Genomic DNA, 20,256 nt, shown 5'->3' with positions numbered 1-20,256 from the left:
GCTCTCTACTTGTTCGGCTGGGAGCCGCGAAGAGAGCCATCAAAGGAGGGGAGAACCACATTTGCGCTTTCCTTCGCTGGCATTATCCAGATCAGGTACGAAGGGTATCTCTCACCCGGAAACGACGTTCCAGGACCCCTAGCGAGGCGCCAGTGTAGCACAGTCGGAGGCGTGCGCCGCGTTTTGCGCGCTCTGGCTACACTGCGGACTTGCGCCGCCGGCGCCGATGAAAGGGTGTGAATGAAGCAGTCGTATCAAGAGGGGAGCTGGTTTGCCGTGCCTTTGCTGGACGGTGGCTACGGATGGGGTCTGGTGGCGCGGCTGTCGCCCGGCAGCAAAATCATGCTCGCGTACCTGTTCGGTCCCAAGCTGGCGCGCTTGCCGTCGGTGGAGGAGTTGAACACCCTGCGTCCGCAGGACGCCGTCAAGGTGCTGCGCTGCGGCGACATGGCGCTGGCCAGCGGCCACTGGCGCGTGTTGGGCGATATCGAGCACTGGGATCCGGCCATGTGGCCGGTGCCGCAATTCCTGCGCCGCGCCGACGCCCTCAAGCGCGCCTGGCGCGTGACCTACGCCGATGCCGATCCGAGCCGCTCGGAGCGCGAGGAATCCGTGCCCTACGAAACCCAGGGCCTGGAGACCGATTCGCTGTACGGCTACGGCTCGACGGAGCTATTGCTGACCAAGCTGCTGGAAGCGCCGGAACATCCCATCAATCGCAACTGACGTTCCACGCCGCGTATTCCCCGCGATGCTTGCGCACGGCGACGCGCACATGCGTGTCGCGGTCGCTCTCGAAGACCATGCCCACCATCGCCGGCGCGCCATTGGCCGGCGGCGCCGGTTCGATGGCGTTCAGGCGGAAGGTGAGGGCGCGTTGGCGCGCGCAGCCGGAATTGCCGGCGAAGAGCAGGCGTGCGCGCAGCAGCAGGTCGCGGTGCTGGCGCAGCAGCGCGGTGGCGTCCGCGTTGCTCACGGCCGGGTCCATGCGCACCGTGTACTGGGCGGCGGTGCAGATGACTTTGGGCGTGGCCAGCCAGACGTACCACTCCGGTGCTGCGGTAGATGGCACCCAGCGCTGGCCCTTGGGCGCCTTGGCGTCGTAGATGTAGCTGGTGCGGACCTGGCGGCATAGTTCCGGCGAGTGGTGGCGCGGCGAGGAGTCCACGCGCGCAATCACATGCCAGGCTTCGCCGCGACGGCGCGAGATGTCGAACATGGGCGCGAACAGCGACGGCCCGCCGCTGACGCGCGCCGGCACGTGCTCGCGGTAGTAGTCGTCGAAGGAGCTGCGTTCCTCGGCGCTCGGCTCGCGCATCTGCACGACGGCCGGCGCGGCTGGGCGGGCGGCGATGGCCGCGCCTGCAGCGGTGGCGCCCGCGATCGCCGCAGCGGCGATGCCAGCGCCGGACATGCCGCGCAGGGCGGCGCCAAACGTGGCGCAACCTAACGCACGCCGCATCACAACGCCTTCATCATGATCACGATCTGCAAGCCGCCGCCTTCGCGGTTGCGCACCTGCAGTTCGGCGCCGTGGCGGCTCAGCACACGGTCGACGATGGCCAGTCCGAGGCCGGCGCCGTTGGCCTGGCCGCGCGCGGTGTCGAGCCGCGTGAAGGGCTTGAGCAGCTGCTCGATCTGGTCCGCCGGCACGCCGTTGCCGTGGTCCTGCACCTCGATCACCACCCGCTTGACCGCGTGCACCACCTTGACGCTGCACTTGATGTCGATCTCGGTGACGTCGCTGTCCGGCGTCTTGCCGTAGCGGCGCGCATTCTCGATCAGGTTGTTGATGACGCGCTTGATGTCGGTGGCGTTGCCCATCGCATGCGCGCCGGGCTCGATGTCGGTGTCGATGCGCACATCGGGCAGGCGCGAGGCCTCGTGCGCGGTGTCGCCCAGCAGCTCGCTGATGTCGACGTTGATGAAGCTCGACGCCTCGGTTGGTTTGGCGTAGTCGAGGAACTGGCCGATGATGTCGTCCATCTGGCCGATGTCGGACTGCATGCCCTCGCGCGCCTCGGTCGACAGGTTGGCCATCTCCAGCTCCAGCTGCATGCGCGCCAGCGGCGTGCGCAGGTCGTGCGAAATGCCGGCCAGGATCACAGCGCGGTCCGACTCCACCTGCTGTAGTTCATCGACCATCTGGTTGAAGCTGCGATTCGCCTCCATGATTTCAAGCGGCCCTTTTTCCGGCAGCGGCGCCGGGCGCTTGCCCTGTGCGAAGTCGCGCGTGGCCTGCGTCAGCCGGCGCAGCGGCAGGTTGATCAGGCTGGAGATGAAGGCCGCGCCCACCAGCGACACCACCGACACCACGCTGGCCCAGCCCAGCCACTGGATGCCGGTCAGGCCGCGTATGCGTTCGCGCTCCAGCATCAGCCAGTAGGCGTCGTCGTCGATGTTGAAGCTGACCCAGAAGCCGGATACGCCGTTGACGTTGGAGGAAAAGCGCGTGTCGGCGCCCAGCTTGGCTTTGACCAGCTTTTCGATGTCCGGCATCAGGGCATTGCTGGCCGGCGGCTCGACCTTGTCGTCCTCCTCCAGCGGGAACACGCGGATGCCCTCGTTGGACACCAGCTCGAACAGCAGTTCGCGCCGCAGTTCCGGCGCGGAGTGGGTGAGGGCGGCGTGCGTGATGGTGACCACCGAGATCACCTGCGAGGAGATCTGCTGCACCTGCGGCTCGTGCTGCACCACGCTGATCATGCCGACCCAGGCCGTCATGCTGGTGGTGGTCAGGGCGCCCAGCAGGAAGAAGGTGCGCCAGAATAAGCCGCTTTTCAGGCTGGCCAGGCGGAGGGAGAACAACGACTTCATGTACGCACCCGCGCCTTAGCGCGGTTGGCCCTCCGGGATGAACACATAGCCCAGGCCCCACACGGTCTGGATGTACAGCGGGCTCGATGGATCGGGTTCGATCAGCTTGCGCAGGCGCGAGATTTGCACGTCCAGGCTGCGGTCGAAGACTTCGTACTCGCGGCCGCGCGCCAGCTCCATCAGCTTTTCGCGCGACAGCGGTTGGCGCGCATGGCGTGCGAATACCTTCAGCACCGAGAATTCGCCGGTGGTCAGCGGCACCGTCTCGCCGTTTTTCTTCAGCGTGCGCGTGCCCAGGTCCAGCACGAACTGGCCGAACTCGAAGGTCTGCGGGGTTTCCGACGGCGCGCCGGGGATTTCGTCCGGGCCGCGGCGGCGCAGCACGGCGCCGATGCGGGCCACCAGCTCGCGCGGATTGAATGGCTTGGGCAGGTAGTCGTCGGCGCCCATTTCCAGGCCGACGATGCGGTCGACGTCTTCGCCTTTGGCGGTCAGCATGATGATCGGCGTCTGGTCGCCGGCGCCGCGCAGGCGGCGGCAGATCGACAGGCCGTCTTCGCCGGGCAGCATCAGGTCCAGCACCAGCAGGTCGTAACGTTCGCGCAGCCACAGCTTGTTCATGGCGGTCGCGCTTTCGGCGGTGAAGACGTTGAAGCCTTGTTCGGTGAGGTAGCGGCGCAGCAGGTCGCGCAGGCGCACATCGTCGTCGACCACCATGATCTTGGCCGCGTGCCCGTTCGAATTGGCGGCGGTGTTGTTGGATTCAGTCGTTGTGCTAGTCATTTGATGGCCGGATTTGTCTTATTCATGTTGCTATGGTAACGTCATATTCGCTCTGCGAAAACGCGCGCAGGACGACCCATTACAAATTATTACAAACTTTACCCAATTCGCCTTACCCCCTCGGTCAAAGCATCATACACTGCGGGCATAGATTCAGCTCTTTAGGAACGCCATGTTCATCGATCACAAAAAAATATTCGCGGCAGCAAGCGCATCTTTTTGCGTTCGGTCTTCTTTGGCCTCCGCGTTGGTGTGTTGCGGCCTGTTGGCCGGCGCCGTGGCGCATGCCGACGGCGGCGACGGCCCGCAACGGCGCGAACCGCAGCACCAGCAGGGCCAGCGCGATCAGCGTGACCAGCAACGTCCGGCCGACGGCCGCCAGCTCGATCCGCGCAGCTACGAGGCGCGCGCCGAGGAGCAGCGCCGTGCCATGCAGGAAGCAACCCGCAACGCCGAAATGAATCGCCGCGTCGGCCGCATGACCCCCGACGAGCGCCGCGACCTGCGCCGCCAGATCAATGAAGTCAGCCAGGATTTGTATGCGAATCCGCCACGCCGCTGACTTTTTCTTGGTTGACAGACAATTAAAACTGTCAAAACCGCACAATTGTTATTTTTATTGTATTGATGTGTATCAATAACTTCACAGTTGTGCCGTTTTCGCCCTCAAAATTCCTTTCCTTCCGATAGTGTGCGTGTAATATAAATTAATTACACGCAACGCCTTTCGGCCTACGCGTGCCGTTTGGAGGAAGACCGTGGTTCAAGATGTTGTCGCTCCGGTTCCGAGCTTGCCGATAGGCGTGGATAGTCGCGCCGACGGGATTTACATCGATCTGGGCATGAGCAAGCCATCGCTGTTGGCGGCGGTCTCGCACGTGTTCCAGTCGGGCTGGTATTTCGTCGGCCTCGATTATCCGGCGCTGCTGAAGGCCTTGTACGATGTGGGGCCGGACGTTGGCGACCTGCAGGCGCTGCGCCTGGCCGATGCGGTGCGCGTGTTCGACGGCAATCGCCTGGCGCTGTACAAGGCGCCCAAGATGAGCGTGTCCTATGCCGAATACTACTTCCAGCAGCTGTACCAGGAGGAGATGACGCTGCCCGACGGCACCGTGATTCCGGAACGCCCGGTGCAGCTCGACATCGATGAATTCATCGCCGACATGTGGAACAAAGGCATCCGCTTCGGCATCGACGTGGCGGCCGTGAAAGCGGCCATGGTGTCGACCAAGCCTGACCGCATCACCTTCGCCACCGACCTCGATCCTGAGCCGGGGCAGGACGCCACCGTGGTCGAAGTGTCGTCCGACCTGCATCGCAGCGATGCGCCCAAGGCGCGCGCCGACGGCCGCATCGACCTGCAAAGCTTCCAGAACCGCTTCCCGCAAATCAAGGCCGACATGCGGCTGCTGAAAAAGCTGCCGCCGGTGCCCGGCCTGCCGGGCTTCGACCTGGCCGGACGCAAGACCGATCCCGAGCCGCCCAAGGATTTGACGCTGCGCTTCCTGGCCGGCGACGGCACCGATGCCAAAACCTTCGAGGACGGCGAGTACCTGGTCTCCACGCGCGAGGGTTTCCTGAGCGTGGACGCCAAGTCCAATCGCATTTCCATCAACGACAAAATTGTCAGCCTGGACGGCGTGAGCGGCCGCACCACGGGCAACCTGCAACTGGCCGGCGCCTATGAGGAATACGGCGACGTGCAGGAACAGCGCGACGTCACCGGCAGCGACATCACGGTGCACGGCAACGTGTACGGCAACATCAACTCGCGCGGCGGCGCCGTGGTGCTGGACAAGAACCTGGTGAGTGGCAGCGTGCACAACGCGGCGGGCAATATCAACATCGCCGGTGTGGCTTCCAACGCGGTGATCTATGCGGCCAATGGCGCCGTCACCATCGGGCGCGCGGAAAACTGCGTCATCTCGGGCAGCCGGGTCAAGGTGGGCGAGGCGTCGAACTGCGAGATCATCGCCGACGAAGTGCTGATCGAAGTGGCCGAAGGCTGCGCCGTGGCCGGCCGCAACGTGGAGATGGAAAGCGCCGGCCCGCGCCGCCGCACCGAGATGATTATCTACGTGCTGGTGAAGGACGTGACCCAGTTCGACCAGGAGATCGCCGAGCTGGATTTGCGCGTGGCCGCCTTTGCGCAGGCCAACCAGGCCAGCCTGGAGGAGATCGATCGCCTGTCTGCCTTGCCGGATGTGCGGCGCTATCTGGCGCTGGCCGCCAAGCTGCGCACGCAGGAACTGGTGCTGACGCCGGAGCAGGGCCAGTTCCTGCGCAAGATCGCCAGCGCGGTGGCGGAGGAAGTGAAGACCTTGCAGAAGCTGCAGCAGGATCTGCAGGTGGGCCAGACGCAGCACAAGCTGCTGGAGGACCGGCTGGCGCGCGTGATCGAGCAGAAGGTGGAGGCATCCGGCATTGCGCGCTGCGGCCTGCACATGGTCAGCGGCGAAACCATGGTGCGCACCATGCCGTTCGCGGCGGCCGATACCGCCGCGCTGCGCCAGCTGCAGCCCAAGGATTTGAAAGCGCGCCTGCGCGGCACGCCGACCGGTGGCGAGCTGTTGTTCACCGACAGCGCCGGTTCGCTGGACTGGCACCTGAATCCGCGCCTGCGGACCGCGCCGCCTTGAAGCGGGTGGCGCATGCCTGGCGTAACATGCTAATCTTGGGCTAACATCAAAAAGTGAAGGGCGTCCGCCGTGGCGGGCCGGCCCGACGTACATCTTCCTGGGGATTCACTGTGTCAGACGACGCGACGGCGCTGGAACAAACTGCGGAAAGCGATCTGCCTGCAGCGATCGTCAAGCGGGCGGATGGCGTCTATTTTTCCGCCGATGCCAGCGCGGTGGCCTGCCTGGCGGCGGTCAGCCAGGTGTTCCTCAGCAGCGCCTATTTCGCCGGCCTCGATTATGCGGTTTTCGGCAGGTTGCTCTACAACGTCGGCCCCGAGCTGCCGGAGCGCCTGCGCGACAAGCCGCTGCTGCGCTTCGCCGACAGCATCGAACCGTTTCACGCCGCGCGCCGCGCCCTGTACAAGACCGTCAAGATCATCAACGGCGAGGCCGAGTACTACTTCGAGCCGGTGTTCTTTGAAGTGCCCGACATGCCGCCGCAGCCCGCGCGCCTGAACTTCGACGAATTCGTTTCCGACATGTGGGTAAAGGGCATCCGCTTCGGCGTCGATGCGCCGGCGGCGCGCGACGCCATCGCCAGCGGGCGGCTGGCGCGCATCATCGTGGCGCGGCGCCTGAATGCGATGCCGGGCAAGGACGCCGCCATCGTCGAAGTCTCGCAGGACATCCATCGCAGCAACGCGCCGAAGGAAAAGGCCGACGGCAAAATCGATTGGCAAACCTTCCAGAACCGCTTCCCGCAGGTGAAGCCGCACGTCAAGCTGCTGCGCAAGGTGCCGCGCACGGCCGGTGTGCGTGGCTATGAACTTTCCGGCCTGGTGCTGGAGCCGCCGGTGCCGCGCGATATCGAACTGGTGAGCGTGGCCGGCGAAGGCACGGTGATCGAGAACCTGCGCGGCGGCGAGTTCCTGGTGTCGGCGGTGGAAGGCTTCATCAGCGTGGACCCGGGCAGCAAGCGGCTGTCGGTCGGCCCCAAGATCATCAGCCGCGAAGGCGTCAGCGCGCGCACCACCGGCAACCTGCAGCTGACCGGCGAGTACGAGGAATTCGGCGACGTGCAGGAGCAGCGCGTGGTGGAGGGCGGCAGCATCACCATCCATGGCGACGTGTTCGGCAACATCGTCTCGCGCGGCGGCGACGTTGTGCTGAGCAAGAACCTGATGGGCGGCAGCGTCACCAGCGCCGACGGCGCGATCCGCGTGCAGGGCGTCGCTTCCGGCGCTGTGCTGCAGACCAAGCGCGGCGAGATCGTGCTGGCGCGCGCGGAAAGCTGCATCATCTCCGGCACCCGGGTGGTGATCGGGGAGGCCAGCAACTGCGAGATCATGGCCGAAGAGGTGGTGATCAAGGTGGCCGAGGGCTGCGCCATCGCCGCCCGCAAGATCGAGATCGTCCATGCGGGGCCGCGCAAACAGAACGAGATGCTGCTGTACGTGCTGGTGCCGGACACCGCCAAATTCGACAAGAAGATCGCCGAGCTGCATCCGCGCGTGCAGCACGCCGCGCGCGACGCCGATGTGCGCAAGGCGGAGATGGACGCGATCACCAGCCAGCCAGAGGTGCGCAACTACCTGACGCTGGCCACCCGCGTGCGCAAGCGCGAGGTGACGCTGACGCCGGACCAGGAGCCGCTGTTCCACAAGATGGCCGAGGCGGTGGGGCCGTTGCTGCGGCAGGTGGCCAAGGTGTCGCTGGCCTTGAAGGCGGCGCAGGTGCAGCAGGAACAGGCGCAGGCGGAAGTGGACCAGGTGCAGCGCCAGAAGAGCGCCGTGCAGCGCGGCTCACGCTGCGCGGTGGAGCTGCTGACCGGCGATGTGCTGGTACGGACCATGACCTTCGTCCCCGGCGAGCCGGCGCCTTACGACCGGCCGGCCAAGGAAATCAAAGCCAAGGTGCGCACCGCCGCGCCGGGCATGACGGTGCTGCATAGCGGCCATATCGCGCCGATCAACTGGGCGCCGCGCGTCGACGATTAGCGGCGCGCGCTGGACCGCACGCGTCGACGCCTGACCACGCGCTGCCACGTCGCGCGCGCCCTGCGCCAGCCTAGGCTCCGCGCAAGGCGTCGGCCAGTGCGCGGGCATAGCCGGGTAGCGCGGCGGCGTCGCGCATGCAGACCAGCAGCTTGCGGTCGGCCCAGGCATCGCTCAATTTCACGATACGCAAATCGTCCGGGCTGCGGCGTGCTGCGGTTGCCGGCACGATGGCGAGGCCGGCGCCGCCGGCCGCCATGCGGCAGATGGCTTCGAAGCTGCGTAGCCGGATCTTGCAATGCATGCGGCGTCCCAGCCTGGCCGCCTGCCCGGCCACGTGCTGCTGCAGGGCGCTGTCGCCCGCCAGCCCGATGAAGTCGTGCGCCAGCGCCTCGGCAAAGGCGATGCTGCGCTTGTGGCCGAGTCCCTGCGCCAGCGGATGGCCGCGCGCCATCACCAGCACCAGCGGATCGTCGCGGAAGGGGAAGGTTTGCAGCGCTGCGTGGTTGACGGCATCGGTGATGATGCCGATGTCGGCGGCGCCGTCGGCCACGGCCTGCACGATGTCACGGCTCGGGCGTTCTTCCAGGTCGATGCTGAGCTGCGGATGCGTGTTCAAAAAGGCGGCCAGCGCGTCCGGCAGGAACTCGGTCATTGCCGACGTATTGCACAGCAGCCGCACCTGGCCCTGCAGGCCGGTGGCGAATTGCGCCAGGTCGGCGTGCATGTCCTCCACCTGGCGCAGGATGCCGCGCGCATGCTGCAACAGGGCGCGGCCGGCTTCCGTCGGTTCCGCGCCGCGCCGGCCGCGTTGCAGCAGCGGCGCATCGAGCGCCTCCTCCATGCCGCGCACGCGCGCGCTGGCGGACGGCAGGGCCAGATGCGCCAGTTGCGCGCCGGCGGTAATGCTGCCGCTTTCCGCGATATGGACGAACAGTTTGAGGTCGGTGAGGTCGTAGCGCATAGCCTATGGTTTATCCGAAGTCTGACTCAGTATATTCCAGATTTTCAGAGACGGCGCGGCAGGGCAGAATGCGGTGCATGGATACGATCTTTATTGCCCTGGTTTTCGTGCTGGCCGGCCTGGTGAAAGGTGTCACGGGCATGGGGCTGCCGACGGTGGCGGTGGCCTTGCTGACGCTGCGCATGCCGCCCCTTGAAGCGGCCGCGCTGCTGATCCTGCCTTCGGCTATCACGAATGTATGGCAGCTGTCGGCCGGGCCGGCGCTGTATCCGCTGTGGCTGCGCTTCCGCTGGCTGCTGCTGGCGGTCTGCGCGGGCACGGCCTGCGCGCCACTGCTAGGCGCCGCCGCCTGGAGCGGCACGGTGCTCGGGCTGGCGCTGGCGGGGTACGGCGTGCTGGGACTGACCGGCTGGCGCCTGCGGGTGGCGCCACGCGCACAGCGCTGGGCCGGGCCGTTGGCGGGTGCCGCCACCGGCATCATGGCGGGCGTCACCGGTGTGTTCGTGATGCCGGTCGCGCCCTATCTGCAGGCGCTCGATCTGGACCAGGATGACTTGATCCAGGCCATGGGCCTGGCCTTCACCGTCTCCACGCTGGCGCTGGCGGCGATGCTGGCCGCCGGCGGCGAGTGGCATGCGGCGGCGGCCGGCGCTTCGCTGCTGGCGCTGATCCCGGCCATGGCCGGCATGCAGCTGGGCCAGTGGCTGCGCGGCTGGATGCCGCCGGCCGTGTTCCGCCGCTGCTTCTTCATCGCGCTGCTGGCGCTGGGCGCGCACCAGCTGTTTATAAAATGACCTTGCCGCGCATTTGCTTGCGTTCGCCGTCCTTGGCCTTGCCTTCGAGACGGCGGCGCTGCGAGCTGTAGGTCGGCTTGGTGGCGCGGCGCACGGTGGGCAGCACGGCCACGCCGTCGACCATTTCCTGAAGCCGGCGCAGCGCGTCTTCCTTGTTCGCCTCCAGGCTGCGTGATTGCTGCGCCTTCAGCACCACCACGCCTTCGCGCGTGATGCGGCTGTCGCGCAGGGCCAGCAGGCGCTCCTTGATGTGCTCCGGCAGCGACGAGGCGCCGATGTTGAAACGCGCGTGGATGGCGTTCGAGACCTTGTTCACATTCTGCCCGCCCGGCCCCTGGGCGCGGATGGCGATGAATTCCACTTCGTGCGGATTGATGATGTTCATGCCGCGATTGTAGCAAACACGCGCCATTGCGCGATTGCGCCGGTGAAGGTTGACGTTGCTCAACGTCGCCGCAGGTGTGCGCGGGTAGGATGGCATTTGCTGTTCTCCGAACGAAAGGAACATCATGTCTTCTTCGATAACGCAGGCCAACGCCGGCGAGGCTCGCCAGTACCTGGTATTCCGGCTGGGCGGACTCGATTACGCGTTGGATTTCACCAAGGTGCAGGAGCTGCGGCCCTTGCAGGCGCTGGAGCGCTTTTCGTCGGATGGGGAGATCGTCAGCGGCGTGGTGGTGTCGCGCGGGGTGATCATGCCGATCGTCGACATGCGCATCGCCTTCGGGCCACGGCCGGCGCAGCACGATCCGCTGACGGATGTGATCATCCTCAAGCTGTCGAGTTGTGTGATGGGGATGGTGGTGGATGGGGTGACCGATATCGTCACCCTGAAGCCGGAACAGATCGCGCCCATCGCCGGCGCGGCGGCGGTGGATTACCTGGTTGGTCTTGGTGAAGCGGAGGGGCGCCGCCTGATCGTGGTGGACATCGACAAGCTGATGTCCATCCGCAAAATCCAGTTCGGCGCCCGCCAGGCGGCCTAGTTTAGACCAGCGCTTCCATCTGCTCGTTGAGCTCCAGCCACTGGGCTTCCAGCTCGCCCAGGTCCTTGCTGAAGAAGCTCTGGTCGGCCAGCAGCTGTTTCAGCTTGGCCTTGTTGGCGGCGTCGTAGATCGATTCCTCGCCCAGCTTCGCGTCCACTTCGGCCTTCTGCGCCGTGCGCTTGGCGATCTGCTCGTCCAGGCGCTTGATCTTCTGTTCCATCGGCTTGCGCAGCGCGGACAGGCGCTGGCGATCTTCCGCTTCCTTGCGCTTCTGTTCCTTGGTGTTGACCACCGCCGCCGCCGCAGGCGGCGCGACCGGCGAGGCCACCGGGAAGGCGGTCTTGTTTTCCTTGCCTGCCGCTGGCAGCACGTCGGTGCCTTTACCCAGCTTGGTCTGGAACAGCCAATCCTTGTAGTCGTCCAAATCGCCGTCGAACGGCTGCAGCTTGCCGTCGGCGACGATGATGAACTGGTCGGTGGTGGCGCGCAGCAGGTGGCGATCGTGCGATACCACCACCAGCGTGCCTTCGAACTGCGCCAGCGCTTCGGTCAGCGCTTCGCGGGTTTCCAGGTCCAGGTGATTGGTTGGTTCATCGAGCAGCAGCAGGTTGGGGCGCTGCCAGACGATCAAGGCCAATGCCAGGCGCGCTTTCTCGCCGCCGGAGAACGGCGCGATCGAGCTGGTGACCATGGTGCCGGGGAAGTTGAAGCCGCCCAGGAAGTTGCGCAGTTCCTGCTCGCGCACGGTCGGGGCGATCTTCGCCAAATGCCACAGCGGTGATTCGTCGTGGCGCAGCATCTCCACCTGGTGCTGGGCGAAGTAGCCGATGTTCAGGCCCTTGCCGGTGGTCGATTCACCGGTCAGCGGCGCGATTTCGCCGGCGATGGTTTTGATCAGCGTCGATTTACCGGCGCCGTTCACGCCCAGCAGGCCGATGCGCTGGCCGATCTGCAGCGAGAAGTTGATGTTGTTGACGATGGTCTTGTGGGTGATGTCGCCGGTCTTCTGGTCTTCGATCTTGTAGCCGGCGTCCACGTCTTCCATCACCAGCAGCGGGTTCGGTGCGCTGAGCGGCTCGCGGAATTCGAACGAGAATTCGGCGGCGGCGCGCAGCGGCGCCAGTTCTTCCATCTTGGCCAGCGCCTTCATGCGGCTCTGCGCCTGGCGGGCCTTGGAGGCCTGCGCTTTGAAGCGGTTGACGAACGATTCCAGGTGGGCGCGTTTGCGCTGCTGCTTTTCCAGCGCGCCGGCGGCCAGGATCATCTGCGCCGCGCGCTGACGTTCGAAGGCCGAGTAGTTGCCCGAGTAGCGTTTCAGCTTGCGCTCGTCGATGTGCACGATGACGTTGACGATTTCGTCGAGGAAGTCGCGATCGTGGGAGATGATCAGCAGGGTGCCGGCGTAGCGTTTCAGCCAGTCTTCCAGCCAGATGATGGCGTCCAGATCCAGGTGATTGGTTGGTTCGTCAAGCAGCAGCAGGTCGGAAGGGCACATCAGCGCCTGCGCCAGATTCAGGCGCATGCGCCAGCCGCCGGAGAAGCTGGCCACCGGTTGCTGCATCTGGTCCAGCGAGAAGCCGAGGCCCAGCAGCAGCTGTTCGCCGCGCGACTGCACGGTGTAGGCGTCGGCGTCGGCCAGCGCGCTGTAGACTTCACCGATGGCGATGCCGTTCTCGGTGGTTTCCGGTTCGGATTCCAGGCGCGCCAGGTCGGCTTCCAGCTTGCGCAGGTTGACGTCGCCGTCGATGGCGTAGTCGAGCGCCGCGCGGTCCAGCGGCGGGGTTTCCTGCGCCACGTAGGCAACGCGCCACTTGGCCGGGAAATCGATGTCGCCCTGGTCCGGGTGCAGCTCGCCGCGCATCATGGCGAACAGGCTGGATTTGCCGGCGCCATTGGCGCCGATCAGACCGATCTTGTCGCCGGGATTGAGGGTGACGTCGACTTGTTCGAGCAGCGGCTTTATGCCGCGCATCAGGCTTACTTGGTTGAAGCGAATCATGCGTAGTTCTTCTTAGAGTTTTAGTTGGTCTGCGGTGAGCAGGAAGACCATGTCGTCGCCGTTGCTGGTGGTGAGCCAGGTCAGGCCCAGTTCACCGAAGGCGGCTTCCGCAAATTCCTTTTCATTGCCGATTTCGACGATCAGCAGGCCGTCGTCGGTCAGGCGCTCGGCGGCGCCGGCCACGATGCGGCGCACGATGTCCATGCCGTCCTTGCCGCCGTCCAGCGCCAGTTCCGGCTCGGCGCGGTATTCCATCGGCAGCTTGCTCATCGAGCCCGAATTGACGTACGGCGGATTGGTGATGATCAGGTCATACTTTTTACCGGCAGGGACGTTGGCGTACAGGTCCGACTCGATCAACGTCAAACGGTCTTCCAGCTCGTAGGTGGCGACGTTGCGCTTGGCCACTTCCAGCGCGTCGGCCGAGATGTCGACCGCGTCAACCTGCGCGTCGGGGAAGGCGTCGGCCATCATGATGGCCAGGCAGCCGGAGCCCGTGCACAGTTCCAGGATGGTCGAGACGTTTTCCGGCTCGTTCACCCACGGCGCGAAGTATTCGGGAATCAGCTCGGCGATGAAGGAGCGTGGCACGATGGTGCGCTCGTCGACATAGAACTTGTAGGTGCCGAGGAAGGCTTCGTTGGTGATGTAGGCGGCCGGCACGCGGTCGTTGACGCGGCGGTCGATCACGGCCACCACCGACGCCACTTCTTCCGGTAGCAGCTTCGCATCCAGGAAGGGATCGAGCAGGTCGAGCGGCAGCTTGAGCGTGTGCAGGATCAAATAGGCTGCTTCGTCATACGCTTCGGTGCTGCCGTGGCCGAAGAACAGCTTGGCGGTGTTGAAGCGGGTGACGGCGTAGCGCAGCAGGTCGCGCGGCGTGGTGAAAAGAGTCGTGGTCATGGCTATCTCGGTATAACAGTTGTTGGCGCACGCCGCCGCCGCGCGTCATGCCCGCGAAAGCGGGCATCCATACGGCGCCGGCCAGGGCGCTCAGCATGGGTACCCGCCTGCGCGGGTACGACGTCAGGTCAACAAATTCTCCAGCGTGCGGCGATAGATATTCTTCAGCGGATCGACAAATCGCAGCTCGATATGCTCATCGATCTTGTGGATACTTGCGTTGGGAGGACCGAATTCTATCACCTGAGGGCAGATCTGAGCGATAAAGCGCCCGTCCGAGGTGCCGCCGGTGGTCGATAATTCCGTTTCCACGCCGGTTTCCGATTTGATGGCGGCGGCCAGCGCATCGCTCAAGGTGCCACGCGGGGTCAGGAACGGCAGGCCGCTCAGCGCCCATTTCAGGTCGTAGTGCAGATTGTGCTTGTCCAGGATGGCGTGCACGCGGCGTTTCAGTTCCTCGTGCGTGCTGGCAGTGGAGAAGCGGAAGTTGAAGTCGACCACCATGTCGCCCGGGATGACGTTGTTGGCGCCGGTGCCGGCGTGGATGTTCGACATCTGCCACGAGGTAGGCAGGTAGTACTCGTTACCGTGGTCCCAGACTTCGGCCGCCAGTTCGGCCAGCGCCGGCGCACCGAGGTGGATCGGGTTCTTGGCTAGCTGCGGATAGGCGATGTGGCCCTGCACGCCCTTGATCGTCAATTTGCCGGACAGGGAGCCGCGACGGCCGTTTTTGATCATGTCGCCCAGCGTTTCGTCCGAAGTCGGCTCGCCGACGATGCAGTAGTCCAGCGTTTCGCCGCGTTCCTTGAGCATATTGCAGACGATGACGGTGCCGTCGGTGGCCGGGCCTTCTTCGTCGCTGGTGATCAGGAAGGCGATCGAGCCTTTATGGTCGGCGTGCTTGGCGATGAATTCCTCGCAGGCCACCACGAAGGCGGCGATCGAGGTTTTCATGTCGGCCGCGCCACGGCCATACAGCTTGCCGTCGCGGTGGGTCGGCGTGAAGGGTTGCGAGCGCCATTGTTCGACCGGGCCGGTAGGCACCACGTCGGTATGGCCGGCGAACACCATCAGCGGTGCGGTGCTGCCGCGACGCGCCCACAGATTGGTCACGCCGTTGGACTCGATGGTTTCGCAGGCGAAGCCCAGTGGGGTCAGCAGGTCGATCAGGTGCTGCTGGCAGCCCTTGTCGTCGGGGGTGACGGAGGACAGGGAGATCAGCTTTTCGGTCAGCGCCAGGGTCTTGGATGGAGTCATATCAGCTATTGAAGATTTGTTGGTACTGCGCGTCGGAGAAACCGACCGAGAAGGCGCCGTTCTTGTCGAGCACCGGGCGCTTGATCACGGAAGGATTTTCCAGCATCAGGGCGATGGCCGCGTCGTCGTCGACGATGGACGCCTTGCGCTCATCGGACAGCGCGCGCCAGGTGGTGCCCTTGCGGTTCACCAGCACATCGCGCGACAAATGCTGGAGCCAACCGGCGACGATCTCACGCGTGAGGCCCTGCTTTTTAAAATCGTGGAAGACAAATTCCTGCTGCTGGTCGGCCAGCCAGGTACGTGCTTTTTTAACGGTATCGCAGTTCGGGATGCCGTAGACGGTAATGGTCATGATAGGTCGGGAAAGTTAGACCCGGTAGGATACCACGCCCGGCGGCGGCACTGATAGTTGCAATCTATCCATCAAAAATGCGATGCAGGAATTATCAAATGGCTATTCGCATGAGAGTGACCATACTGATAAGGCTGTTCAGGGGGGATAACTGGAGGGGATAACAATGAAAACACAAGCAACCATCGTCGCGGGGCTGGCATGCCTCGCGGCCGCTATCGGCGCGCCGGCCGCTTACGGCGCTGTGCTGGACTTCGGCGGCGACGCGGTGTGTGCCGGGAGTACCGATTCCACCGGAAACGGCGCCATCACTTCGTGCGTCAACTACGCCTTCCTTGCGCAATCCTATGGCGACGTGGCCGGCGTGATGGACGTGCACTATGCCGCGCCGCGCCTGACCGACACTTCGATGCGCTGGTGGGCCGACCAATACAACGACTTGCATGGCGTGGCGTGGGCCGACAGCAGCGATGTCGACTCCAAGGCGCGCATCGACCTCAAGCCGCTCAATGGCATGGGCGTGATGCTGACGCACTTCGACCTTGGCTCCTACCCCGGCGGCACGCGCAACACCACCGTCACTATCTCGGACCTGAGCGGCAATGTGCTGATGTCGTACAGTGGCGCGGTGGGGGAGGCCGGCAATGTGGCCACCGCCTTCAACGGCAGCTGGAACGGGCATAGCGGCATCCGCATCGAGTGGGAAGACAACGCCTACAACGTCGGCATCGACAACGTCACCTACAGCATGGTCCCGGTGCCGGAGCCGTCGACCTCCGCCATGCTGGGCGCGGGCCTGGTGCTACTCGGGTTGTACGGGCGTCGCCGCAAGGCTTAGCTTGGCGGCAGCCAGTCGTCCCAGCGCCACGCCTGCTGCAGCCGCACCTGCAGATATTCGATGAAGGCGCGCACGCGCGGCGCCAGGTGCTGGCCGTGCGGGAAAATCGCGTTCAAGGGCGCGGTCGGCATGGCATGGCCAGGCAGCACGCGCTGCAGGCGCCCGGCCAGGATGTCGTCACCCACATCCCATATCGACTTGACCACGATGCCGGCGGCCTGCAAGGCCAGGGCGTGGGCCGCCTGGCCGTCATTGGTGACCAGGGCGCCGGTGACGCGCACAGCCACCTGTTCACCGCCATGGAAGCGCCACTCGGCGCGACGCTGGTCGCCGATCAGGATGCAGCGGTGCTGCGCGAGTTCCGCCGGGTGGCTGGGCGTGCCGTATTGCGCAAGATAGGCCGGCGCGGCGCAGGCCACGCGATAGTTGGGCGCCAGCCGCCGCGCCACCAGGCTTGAATCTTCCAGGCTGCCGAAGCGGATCGCCAGGTCATGGCCGCTCTCCAGCAGATTCTGCACGGCGTCGCTCAAGTCCAGTTGCACCGCCAGTTGCGGGTGCTGACGCTGGAAGTCCGCTACGATCGGCACGATGTGCTGGCGGCCGAATTCTCCGGGCGCCGTCACCCTTAGCAAACCGCTTACCTCACTACGGCTGTGCGACAGCAGCGATTCCGCCTGTTCGATTTCGTCGAGTATGCGCAGCACGCGCGCATGCAGCAGGGCGCCTTCCTCGGTCAACGCCTGGCGGCGCGTGGTCCGCTGCAGCAGGCGCACGCCGACGCGCTTTTCCAGCTGCGCCATGCGTTTGCTGACCACCGACAGCGGCAGGTCCAGCTCGCGCGCGGCGGCGGACATGCTGCCCGCGCTGACGATGCGGGCAAAAGCGGCAAGGGCGGGTAAATCGTCAAGCATGATGGCCTATTCTTCGCAAAAGGGAAAATATGTATCCCTCGATGTGGGGTATTTCATCAGGATGCAAGCGCCTATTATAGCCACATCGACCACCACATTATTGCTGAAGGAGAGATGATGAAGCTATCGAACGACACCGCGAGCGCAACACGCCGCAACTTCCTGGGCCAGGCCGGCACGCTGGCCGCCGCCGGACTGCTGGCCGGTACGGCAGCGACGGCTGCGGCGCAAAACGTACCTGCTGCCGCTCAGGCTACTGCCGGCGCTGTAGCAAAGGGCGGCAGTTTCTGGCCCGGCGACGCGCGTCTGGTCATCTCCATCTCCATGCAGTTCGAAGCCGGTGGCCAGCCGCCCAAGGGCACCGACAGCCCGTTCCCGAAAATAGACCTCCCCGCCAGCGTGCCGGCCGACCTGACCGTTAACACCTGGTTCGCCTACGGCTACCGCGAAGGCATCCCGCGTATGCTGGACCTGTGGGACAAGCACGGCGTCAAGGTGACGTCGCACATGATCGGCGAAGCGGCGCGACGCAATCCGCAACTGGCGCGCGAGATCGTGCGTCGCGGGCACGAGGCGGCGGCGCACGGTCCGCGCTGGAGTTCGCAGTACGCGATGAACCGCGCCCAGGAGCGTCAGTTCCTGATCGACGGCACGCGCATGGTGGAGGAGGTGACCGGCCAGCGTCCCACCGGCTACAACGCCAACTGGCTGCGCCGTGGCCCCAACACGCTGCCGCTGCTGCAGGAGCTGGGCTACACCTATCACATCGATGACCTGAGCCGCGATGAACCGTTCATCGAACAGGTGAACGGCAAGGACTTCATCGTGGTGCCATACACGCTGCGTAACAACGACATCCTGCTGATCGAAGGCCGCAACTACTCGCCCAGCCAGTTCCTGGAGCAGATCAAGCTGGAGTTCGACCAGCTGTACGAAGAAGGCGCCACGCGCCGCCGCATGATGTCGCTCAGCACGCACGACCGCATCAGCGGCTCGCCGCAGATGGTGCGGGTGCTGGACGAATTCCTGCGCTATGCGAAATCGCATCCGGGCGTGGCCTTCATGCGCAAGGATGAAATAGCGCGCTTCGCGGCGGGCCGTGCGGACACGCTGCGCGAAACAGAAACCATTTAATCCCAGGAGAAGATCATGAACAAACTCGCAGGCAAAAAAGTATTGGTGGTAGGCGGCAGTTCCGGCATCGGCGAGGCTTCGGCCGCCGCGCTGTTGGAGTTGGGCGCCCAGGTGACGATCGCTTCGCGTGATCCGCTCAAGTTGCAGGCCGCAGCGGCGCGCATCGGCGGCGAGGTGCGCACGGCGGTGCTCGACACCGGCAACGACGCGGGACTGGAGGCGTTCTTTGCGGCGCAAGGCGAATTCGATCACGTGGTGGTTTCGGCGGCGCAAACGTCGTCCGGCCCGGTAAGGCAACTGCCGCTGGTTGATGCGTATGCCGCCATGAACAGCAAATTCTGGGGCGCGTACCGTGTGGCGCGCGCGGCCAGGATCGCGGAAGGCGGTTCGCTGACGCTGGTGTCGGGCTTCCTCAGCGCGCGTCCCAGCAAGACCTCGGTGCTGCAAGGCGCGATCAATGCGGCGCTCGAATCGCTGGCGCGCGGACTGGCGCTGGAGCTGTCGCCGGTGCGCGTGAACACGGTGTCGCCGGGGATGATCGCCACGCCGCTGTGGGGCGGCATGAGCGACGAAGCGCGCGCCAGCAAGTTCGAATCTGTCGCAGCGCGACTGCCCGCAAAGCTGATGGGACAGCCGGAAGACGTCGCCAACGCGGTGGCCTATCTGGTGACGACACCCTACGCCACCGGCTCCACGGTGCTGGTCGATGGCGGCGGCGCAATCGCGTAGACCGTCGCGGGCTGTCAGGTGTTGAGGGTGAACTCGGTGAACGAGGTTTCGCTGAGTGGGGCTTTCGCTTCCGGCTCGTCGGCCTTGGCGGTTTTGCTGTCCGGGCCGTTGTTCAGGAGCCAGAGCAGGTTGGTGGCGGAATCGGCGTTGGCCAGGGCTTCGTCCTGGCTGATCTGTTCGTCCTGCACCAGCTTGAGCAAGGCCTGCTCGAACGATTGCGAGCCGGGTGACATGCTCTTTTCCATCGCTTCCTTGATCTGGCCGATTTCGCCTTTCTCGATCAGGTCCGCGATGTAGCGCGTGTTGACCATCACTTCCACCGCCGCCGAACGCGTGCCGCCATTGAGCGAACGCACCAGGCGTTGCGAGACGATGGCCTTCACGGTGCTCGATAAATCCTGCAGCAGCGCCGCGCGGTTCTCGATCGGGTAGAAGCTGATGATGCGATTCAGCGCGTTGTAGCTGTTATTCGCGTGCAGCGTGGCCAGCACCAGGTGGCCCGACTGCGCGTAGGCCAACGCGGCGGCCATGGTTTCCTTGTCGCGGATTTCGCCGATCAGGATGCAGTCCGGCGCCTGGCGCATGGAGTTGCGCAGCGCGGTGTAGAAGTCCTTGGCATCGCTGCCGATCTCGCGCTGGTTGACGATGGATTTTTTATTGCGGAACAGGTACTCGATCGGATCTTCCAGCGTCAGGATATGGCCGGAGCGCAGTTCGTTGCGGTGATCGAGCATCGAGGCGATGGTGGTCGATTTGCCGGAGCCGGTGGAACCCACCAGCAGCAGCAGGCCGCGCTTTTCCATGATCAGGTCCGCCAATACGGGCGGCAGCTGCAGGTCGGCCAAAACGGGTATGGTGGCGGGCACGAAGCGGAACACGGCGGAGATGCTGCCGCGCTGCTTGAACGCCGACAGGCGGAAGCGCCCCAGGTTGGGGACCGACACGCCCATGTTCAATTCATTGGTGGCGGCCAGTTCGTCCATCTGCTCCGGCGTGGCGATTTCGGCCAGCAGGGCGTGGATGTTTTCCGGTTCCAGCTTCTGCTGGTTGATCGGAATCAGGTTGCCGTTGATTTTGATGTGAACCGGAGAGTTCACCGCGAAGAACATATCCGACGCGTTCTTTTCCTTCATCAGCTGGAACAGGCGGTCCATGGCCATGATGCACTCTC

The 20,256-nt window shown here is 64.8% G+C and carries 20 protein-coding genes and 1 riboswitch; of the genes, 9 read left to right on the top strand and 11 right to left on the bottom strand.

All coding sequences use genetic code 11. The features are described from left to right. Nucleotides 1-51 precede the first annotated feature (51 nt). Nucleotides 52-150: riboswitch (TPP riboswitch) on the bottom strand. Nucleotides 151-240: 90 nt separating this feature from the next. Next, nucleotides 241-726 carry an Imm26 family immunity protein gene (locus tag ACXZ1M_RS03620; protein ID WP_459051845.1) on the top strand — a complete coding sequence of 162 codons (486 nt, stop codon included), beginning with the start codon at nt 241-243 and terminating at the stop codon, nt 724-726. On the opposite strand, the gene ACXZ1M_RS03615 is transcribed toward ACXZ1M_RS03620, so the two are convergent. From ACXZ1M_RS03615 to ompR, 3 genes are read right to left on the bottom strand one after another with little or no spacing between them, the layout of a single operon-like run. After that, nucleotides 713-1,462, bottom strand: a complete 750-nt coding sequence (locus ACXZ1M_RS03615) for a hypothetical protein (protein ID WP_459051844.1) — start codon at nt 1,460-1,462, stop codon at nt 713-715. The two genes, ACXZ1M_RS03620 and ACXZ1M_RS03615, sit on opposite strands and share 14 nt — an antisense overlap. After that, nucleotides 1,462-2,817: a sensor histidine kinase gene (locus tag ACXZ1M_RS03610; RefSeq protein WP_459051843.1), complete on the bottom strand. Its 1,356-nt coding sequence runs from the start codon at nt 2,815-2,817 to the stop codon at nt 1,462-1,464. The genes ACXZ1M_RS03615 and ACXZ1M_RS03610 overlap by 1 nt, the downstream gene beginning before the upstream one ends. 15 nt (nt 2,818-2,832) lie before the next feature. Next, complete coding sequence (gene ompR, locus ACXZ1M_RS03605) at nt 2,833-3,600, bottom strand: osmolarity response regulator transcription factor OmpR (protein ID WP_373987974.1); 768 nt, start codon at nt 3,598-3,600, stop codon at nt 2,833-2,835. A gap of 235 nt (nt 3,601-3,835) precedes the next feature. On the opposite strand from ompR, the gene ACXZ1M_RS03600 reads away from it, so the two are divergent. The 3 genes from ACXZ1M_RS03600 to ACXZ1M_RS03590 all read left to right on the top strand — a co-directional run bounded on the left by ACXZ1M_RS03600 (nt 3,836) and on the right by ACXZ1M_RS03590 (nt 8,218). Next, nucleotides 3,836-4,162, top strand: a complete 327-nt coding sequence (locus tag ACXZ1M_RS03600; RefSeq protein WP_459051842.1) for a hypothetical protein — start codon at nt 3,836-3,838, stop codon at nt 4,160-4,162. 241 nt (nt 4,163-4,403) lie between these two features. Further along, complete coding sequence (locus ACXZ1M_RS03595; RefSeq protein WP_459051841.1) at nt 4,404-6,239, top strand: flagellar assembly protein A; 1,836 nt, start codon at nt 4,404-4,406, stop codon at nt 6,237-6,239. Between the two features lie 110 nt (nt 6,240-6,349). Continuing rightward, nucleotides 6,350-8,218 carry a flagellar assembly protein A gene (locus ACXZ1M_RS03590; RefSeq protein ID WP_459051840.1) on the top strand — a complete coding sequence of 623 codons (1,869 nt, stop codon included), beginning with the start codon at nt 6,350-6,352 and terminating at the stop codon, nt 8,216-8,218. A gap of 70 nt (nt 8,219-8,288) precedes the next feature. Here ACXZ1M_RS03590 and ACXZ1M_RS03585 read toward each other — a convergent pair whose 3' ends face one another. Continuing rightward, nucleotides 8,289-9,179, bottom strand: coding sequence for a LysR family transcriptional regulator (locus tag ACXZ1M_RS03585; RefSeq protein WP_459051839.1), 891 nt, complete (start codon nt 9,177-9,179; stop codon nt 8,289-8,291). Nucleotides 9,180-9,247: 68 nt separating this feature from the next. Here ACXZ1M_RS03585 and ACXZ1M_RS03580 point away from each other — a divergent pair, with 68 nt between their 5' ends. Then, a complete protein-coding gene (locus ACXZ1M_RS03580) occupies nt 9,248-9,973 on the top strand; it encodes a sulfite exporter TauE/SafE family protein (RefSeq protein WP_459051838.1) in 726 nt (241 codons plus the stop codon). On the opposite strand, the gene arfB is transcribed toward ACXZ1M_RS03580, so the two are convergent. Next, the gene (arfB, locus tag ACXZ1M_RS03575; protein ID WP_459053971.1) at nt 9,963-10,358 is read right to left on the bottom strand and encodes an alternative ribosome rescue aminoacyl-tRNA hydrolase ArfB; all 396 of its coding nucleotides are present in this window, start codon (nt 10,356-10,358) and stop codon (nt 9,963-9,965) included. The genes ACXZ1M_RS03580 and arfB overlap by 11 nt on opposite strands. Nucleotides 10,359-10,482: 124 nt before the next feature. On the opposite strand from arfB, the gene ACXZ1M_RS03570 reads away from it, so the two are divergent. Then, nucleotides 10,483-10,959, top strand: coding sequence for a chemotaxis protein CheW (locus ACXZ1M_RS03570; RefSeq protein WP_459051837.1), 477 nt, complete (start codon nt 10,483-10,485; stop codon nt 10,957-10,959). 1 nt (nt 10,960) lies between these two features. On the opposite strand, the gene ACXZ1M_RS03565 is transcribed toward ACXZ1M_RS03570, so the two are convergent. The 4 genes from ACXZ1M_RS03565 to ACXZ1M_RS03550 all read right to left on the bottom strand — a co-directional run bounded on the left by ACXZ1M_RS03565 (nt 10,961) and on the right by ACXZ1M_RS03550 (nt 15,473). Next, the gene (locus tag ACXZ1M_RS03565) at nt 10,961-12,958 is read right to left on the bottom strand and encodes an ATP-binding cassette domain-containing protein (RefSeq protein ID WP_459051836.1); all 1,998 of its coding nucleotides are present in this window, start codon (nt 12,956-12,958) and stop codon (nt 10,961-10,963) included. A 12-nt stretch (nt 12,959-12,970) separates the two neighbouring features. Beyond that, nucleotides 12,971-13,861 (bottom strand): 50S ribosomal protein L3 N(5)-glutamine methyltransferase, encoded by an 891-nt coding sequence (gene prmB / locus ACXZ1M_RS03560; RefSeq protein WP_459051835.1) that lies wholly within the window; start codon nt 13,859-13,861, stop codon nt 12,971-12,973. A 123-nt stretch (nt 13,862-13,984) separates the two neighbouring features. Further along, nucleotides 13,985-15,118: a succinyl-diaminopimelate desuccinylase gene (gene dapE, locus ACXZ1M_RS03555; RefSeq protein ID WP_459051834.1), complete on the bottom strand. Its 1,134-nt coding sequence runs from the start codon at nt 15,116-15,118 to the stop codon at nt 13,985-13,987. A 1-nt stretch (nt 15,119) separates the two neighbouring features. Then, nucleotides 15,120-15,473 carry an ArsC family reductase gene (locus ACXZ1M_RS03550; protein WP_459051833.1) on the bottom strand — a complete coding sequence of 118 codons (354 nt, stop codon included), beginning with the start codon at nt 15,471-15,473 and terminating at the stop codon, nt 15,120-15,122. A 166-nt stretch (nt 15,474-15,639) separates the two neighbouring features. On the opposite strand from ACXZ1M_RS03550, the gene ACXZ1M_RS03545 reads away from it, so the two are divergent. Beyond that, on the top strand, nt 15,640-16,311 hold the full coding sequence (locus ACXZ1M_RS03545) for a PEP-CTERM sorting domain-containing protein (protein WP_459051832.1): 672 nt from the start codon (nt 15,640-15,642) through the stop codon (nt 16,309-16,311). On the opposite strand, the gene ACXZ1M_RS03540 is transcribed toward ACXZ1M_RS03545, so the two are convergent. Next, nucleotides 16,308-17,225, bottom strand: a complete 918-nt coding sequence (locus ACXZ1M_RS03540; protein ID WP_459053970.1) for a LysR family transcriptional regulator — start codon at nt 17,223-17,225, stop codon at nt 16,308-16,310. The genes ACXZ1M_RS03545 and ACXZ1M_RS03540 overlap by 4 nt on opposite strands. Before the next feature lie 114 nt (nt 17,226-17,339). Here ACXZ1M_RS03540 and ACXZ1M_RS03535 point away from each other — a divergent pair, with 114 nt between their 5' ends. Together ACXZ1M_RS03535 and ACXZ1M_RS03530 are read left to right on the top strand one after the other, a co-directional pair. Continuing rightward, nucleotides 17,340-18,356, top strand: coding sequence for a polysaccharide deacetylase family protein (locus ACXZ1M_RS03535; RefSeq protein WP_459053969.1), 1,017 nt, complete (start codon nt 17,340-17,342; stop codon nt 18,354-18,356). 15 nt (nt 18,357-18,371) lie between these two features. Further along, the gene (locus ACXZ1M_RS03530; protein WP_459051831.1) at nt 18,372-19,085 is read left to right on the top strand and encodes an SDR family oxidoreductase; all 714 of its coding nucleotides are present in this window, start codon (nt 18,372-18,374) and stop codon (nt 19,083-19,085) included. 14 nt (nt 19,086-19,099) lie between these two features. On the opposite strand, the gene ACXZ1M_RS03525 is transcribed toward ACXZ1M_RS03530, so the two are convergent. After that, nucleotides 19,100-20,245, bottom strand: a complete 1,146-nt coding sequence (locus tag ACXZ1M_RS03525) for a PilT/PilU family type 4a pilus ATPase (protein WP_459051830.1) — start codon at nt 20,243-20,245, stop codon at nt 19,100-19,102. Between the last annotated feature and the right edge of the window lie 11 nt (nt 20,246-20,256).

Source organism: Duganella paludis (assembly GCF_054461335.1).
Note: the sequence above shows the minus strand (reverse complement) of the source record. Positions and strands in the feature narration are given on the sequence as shown.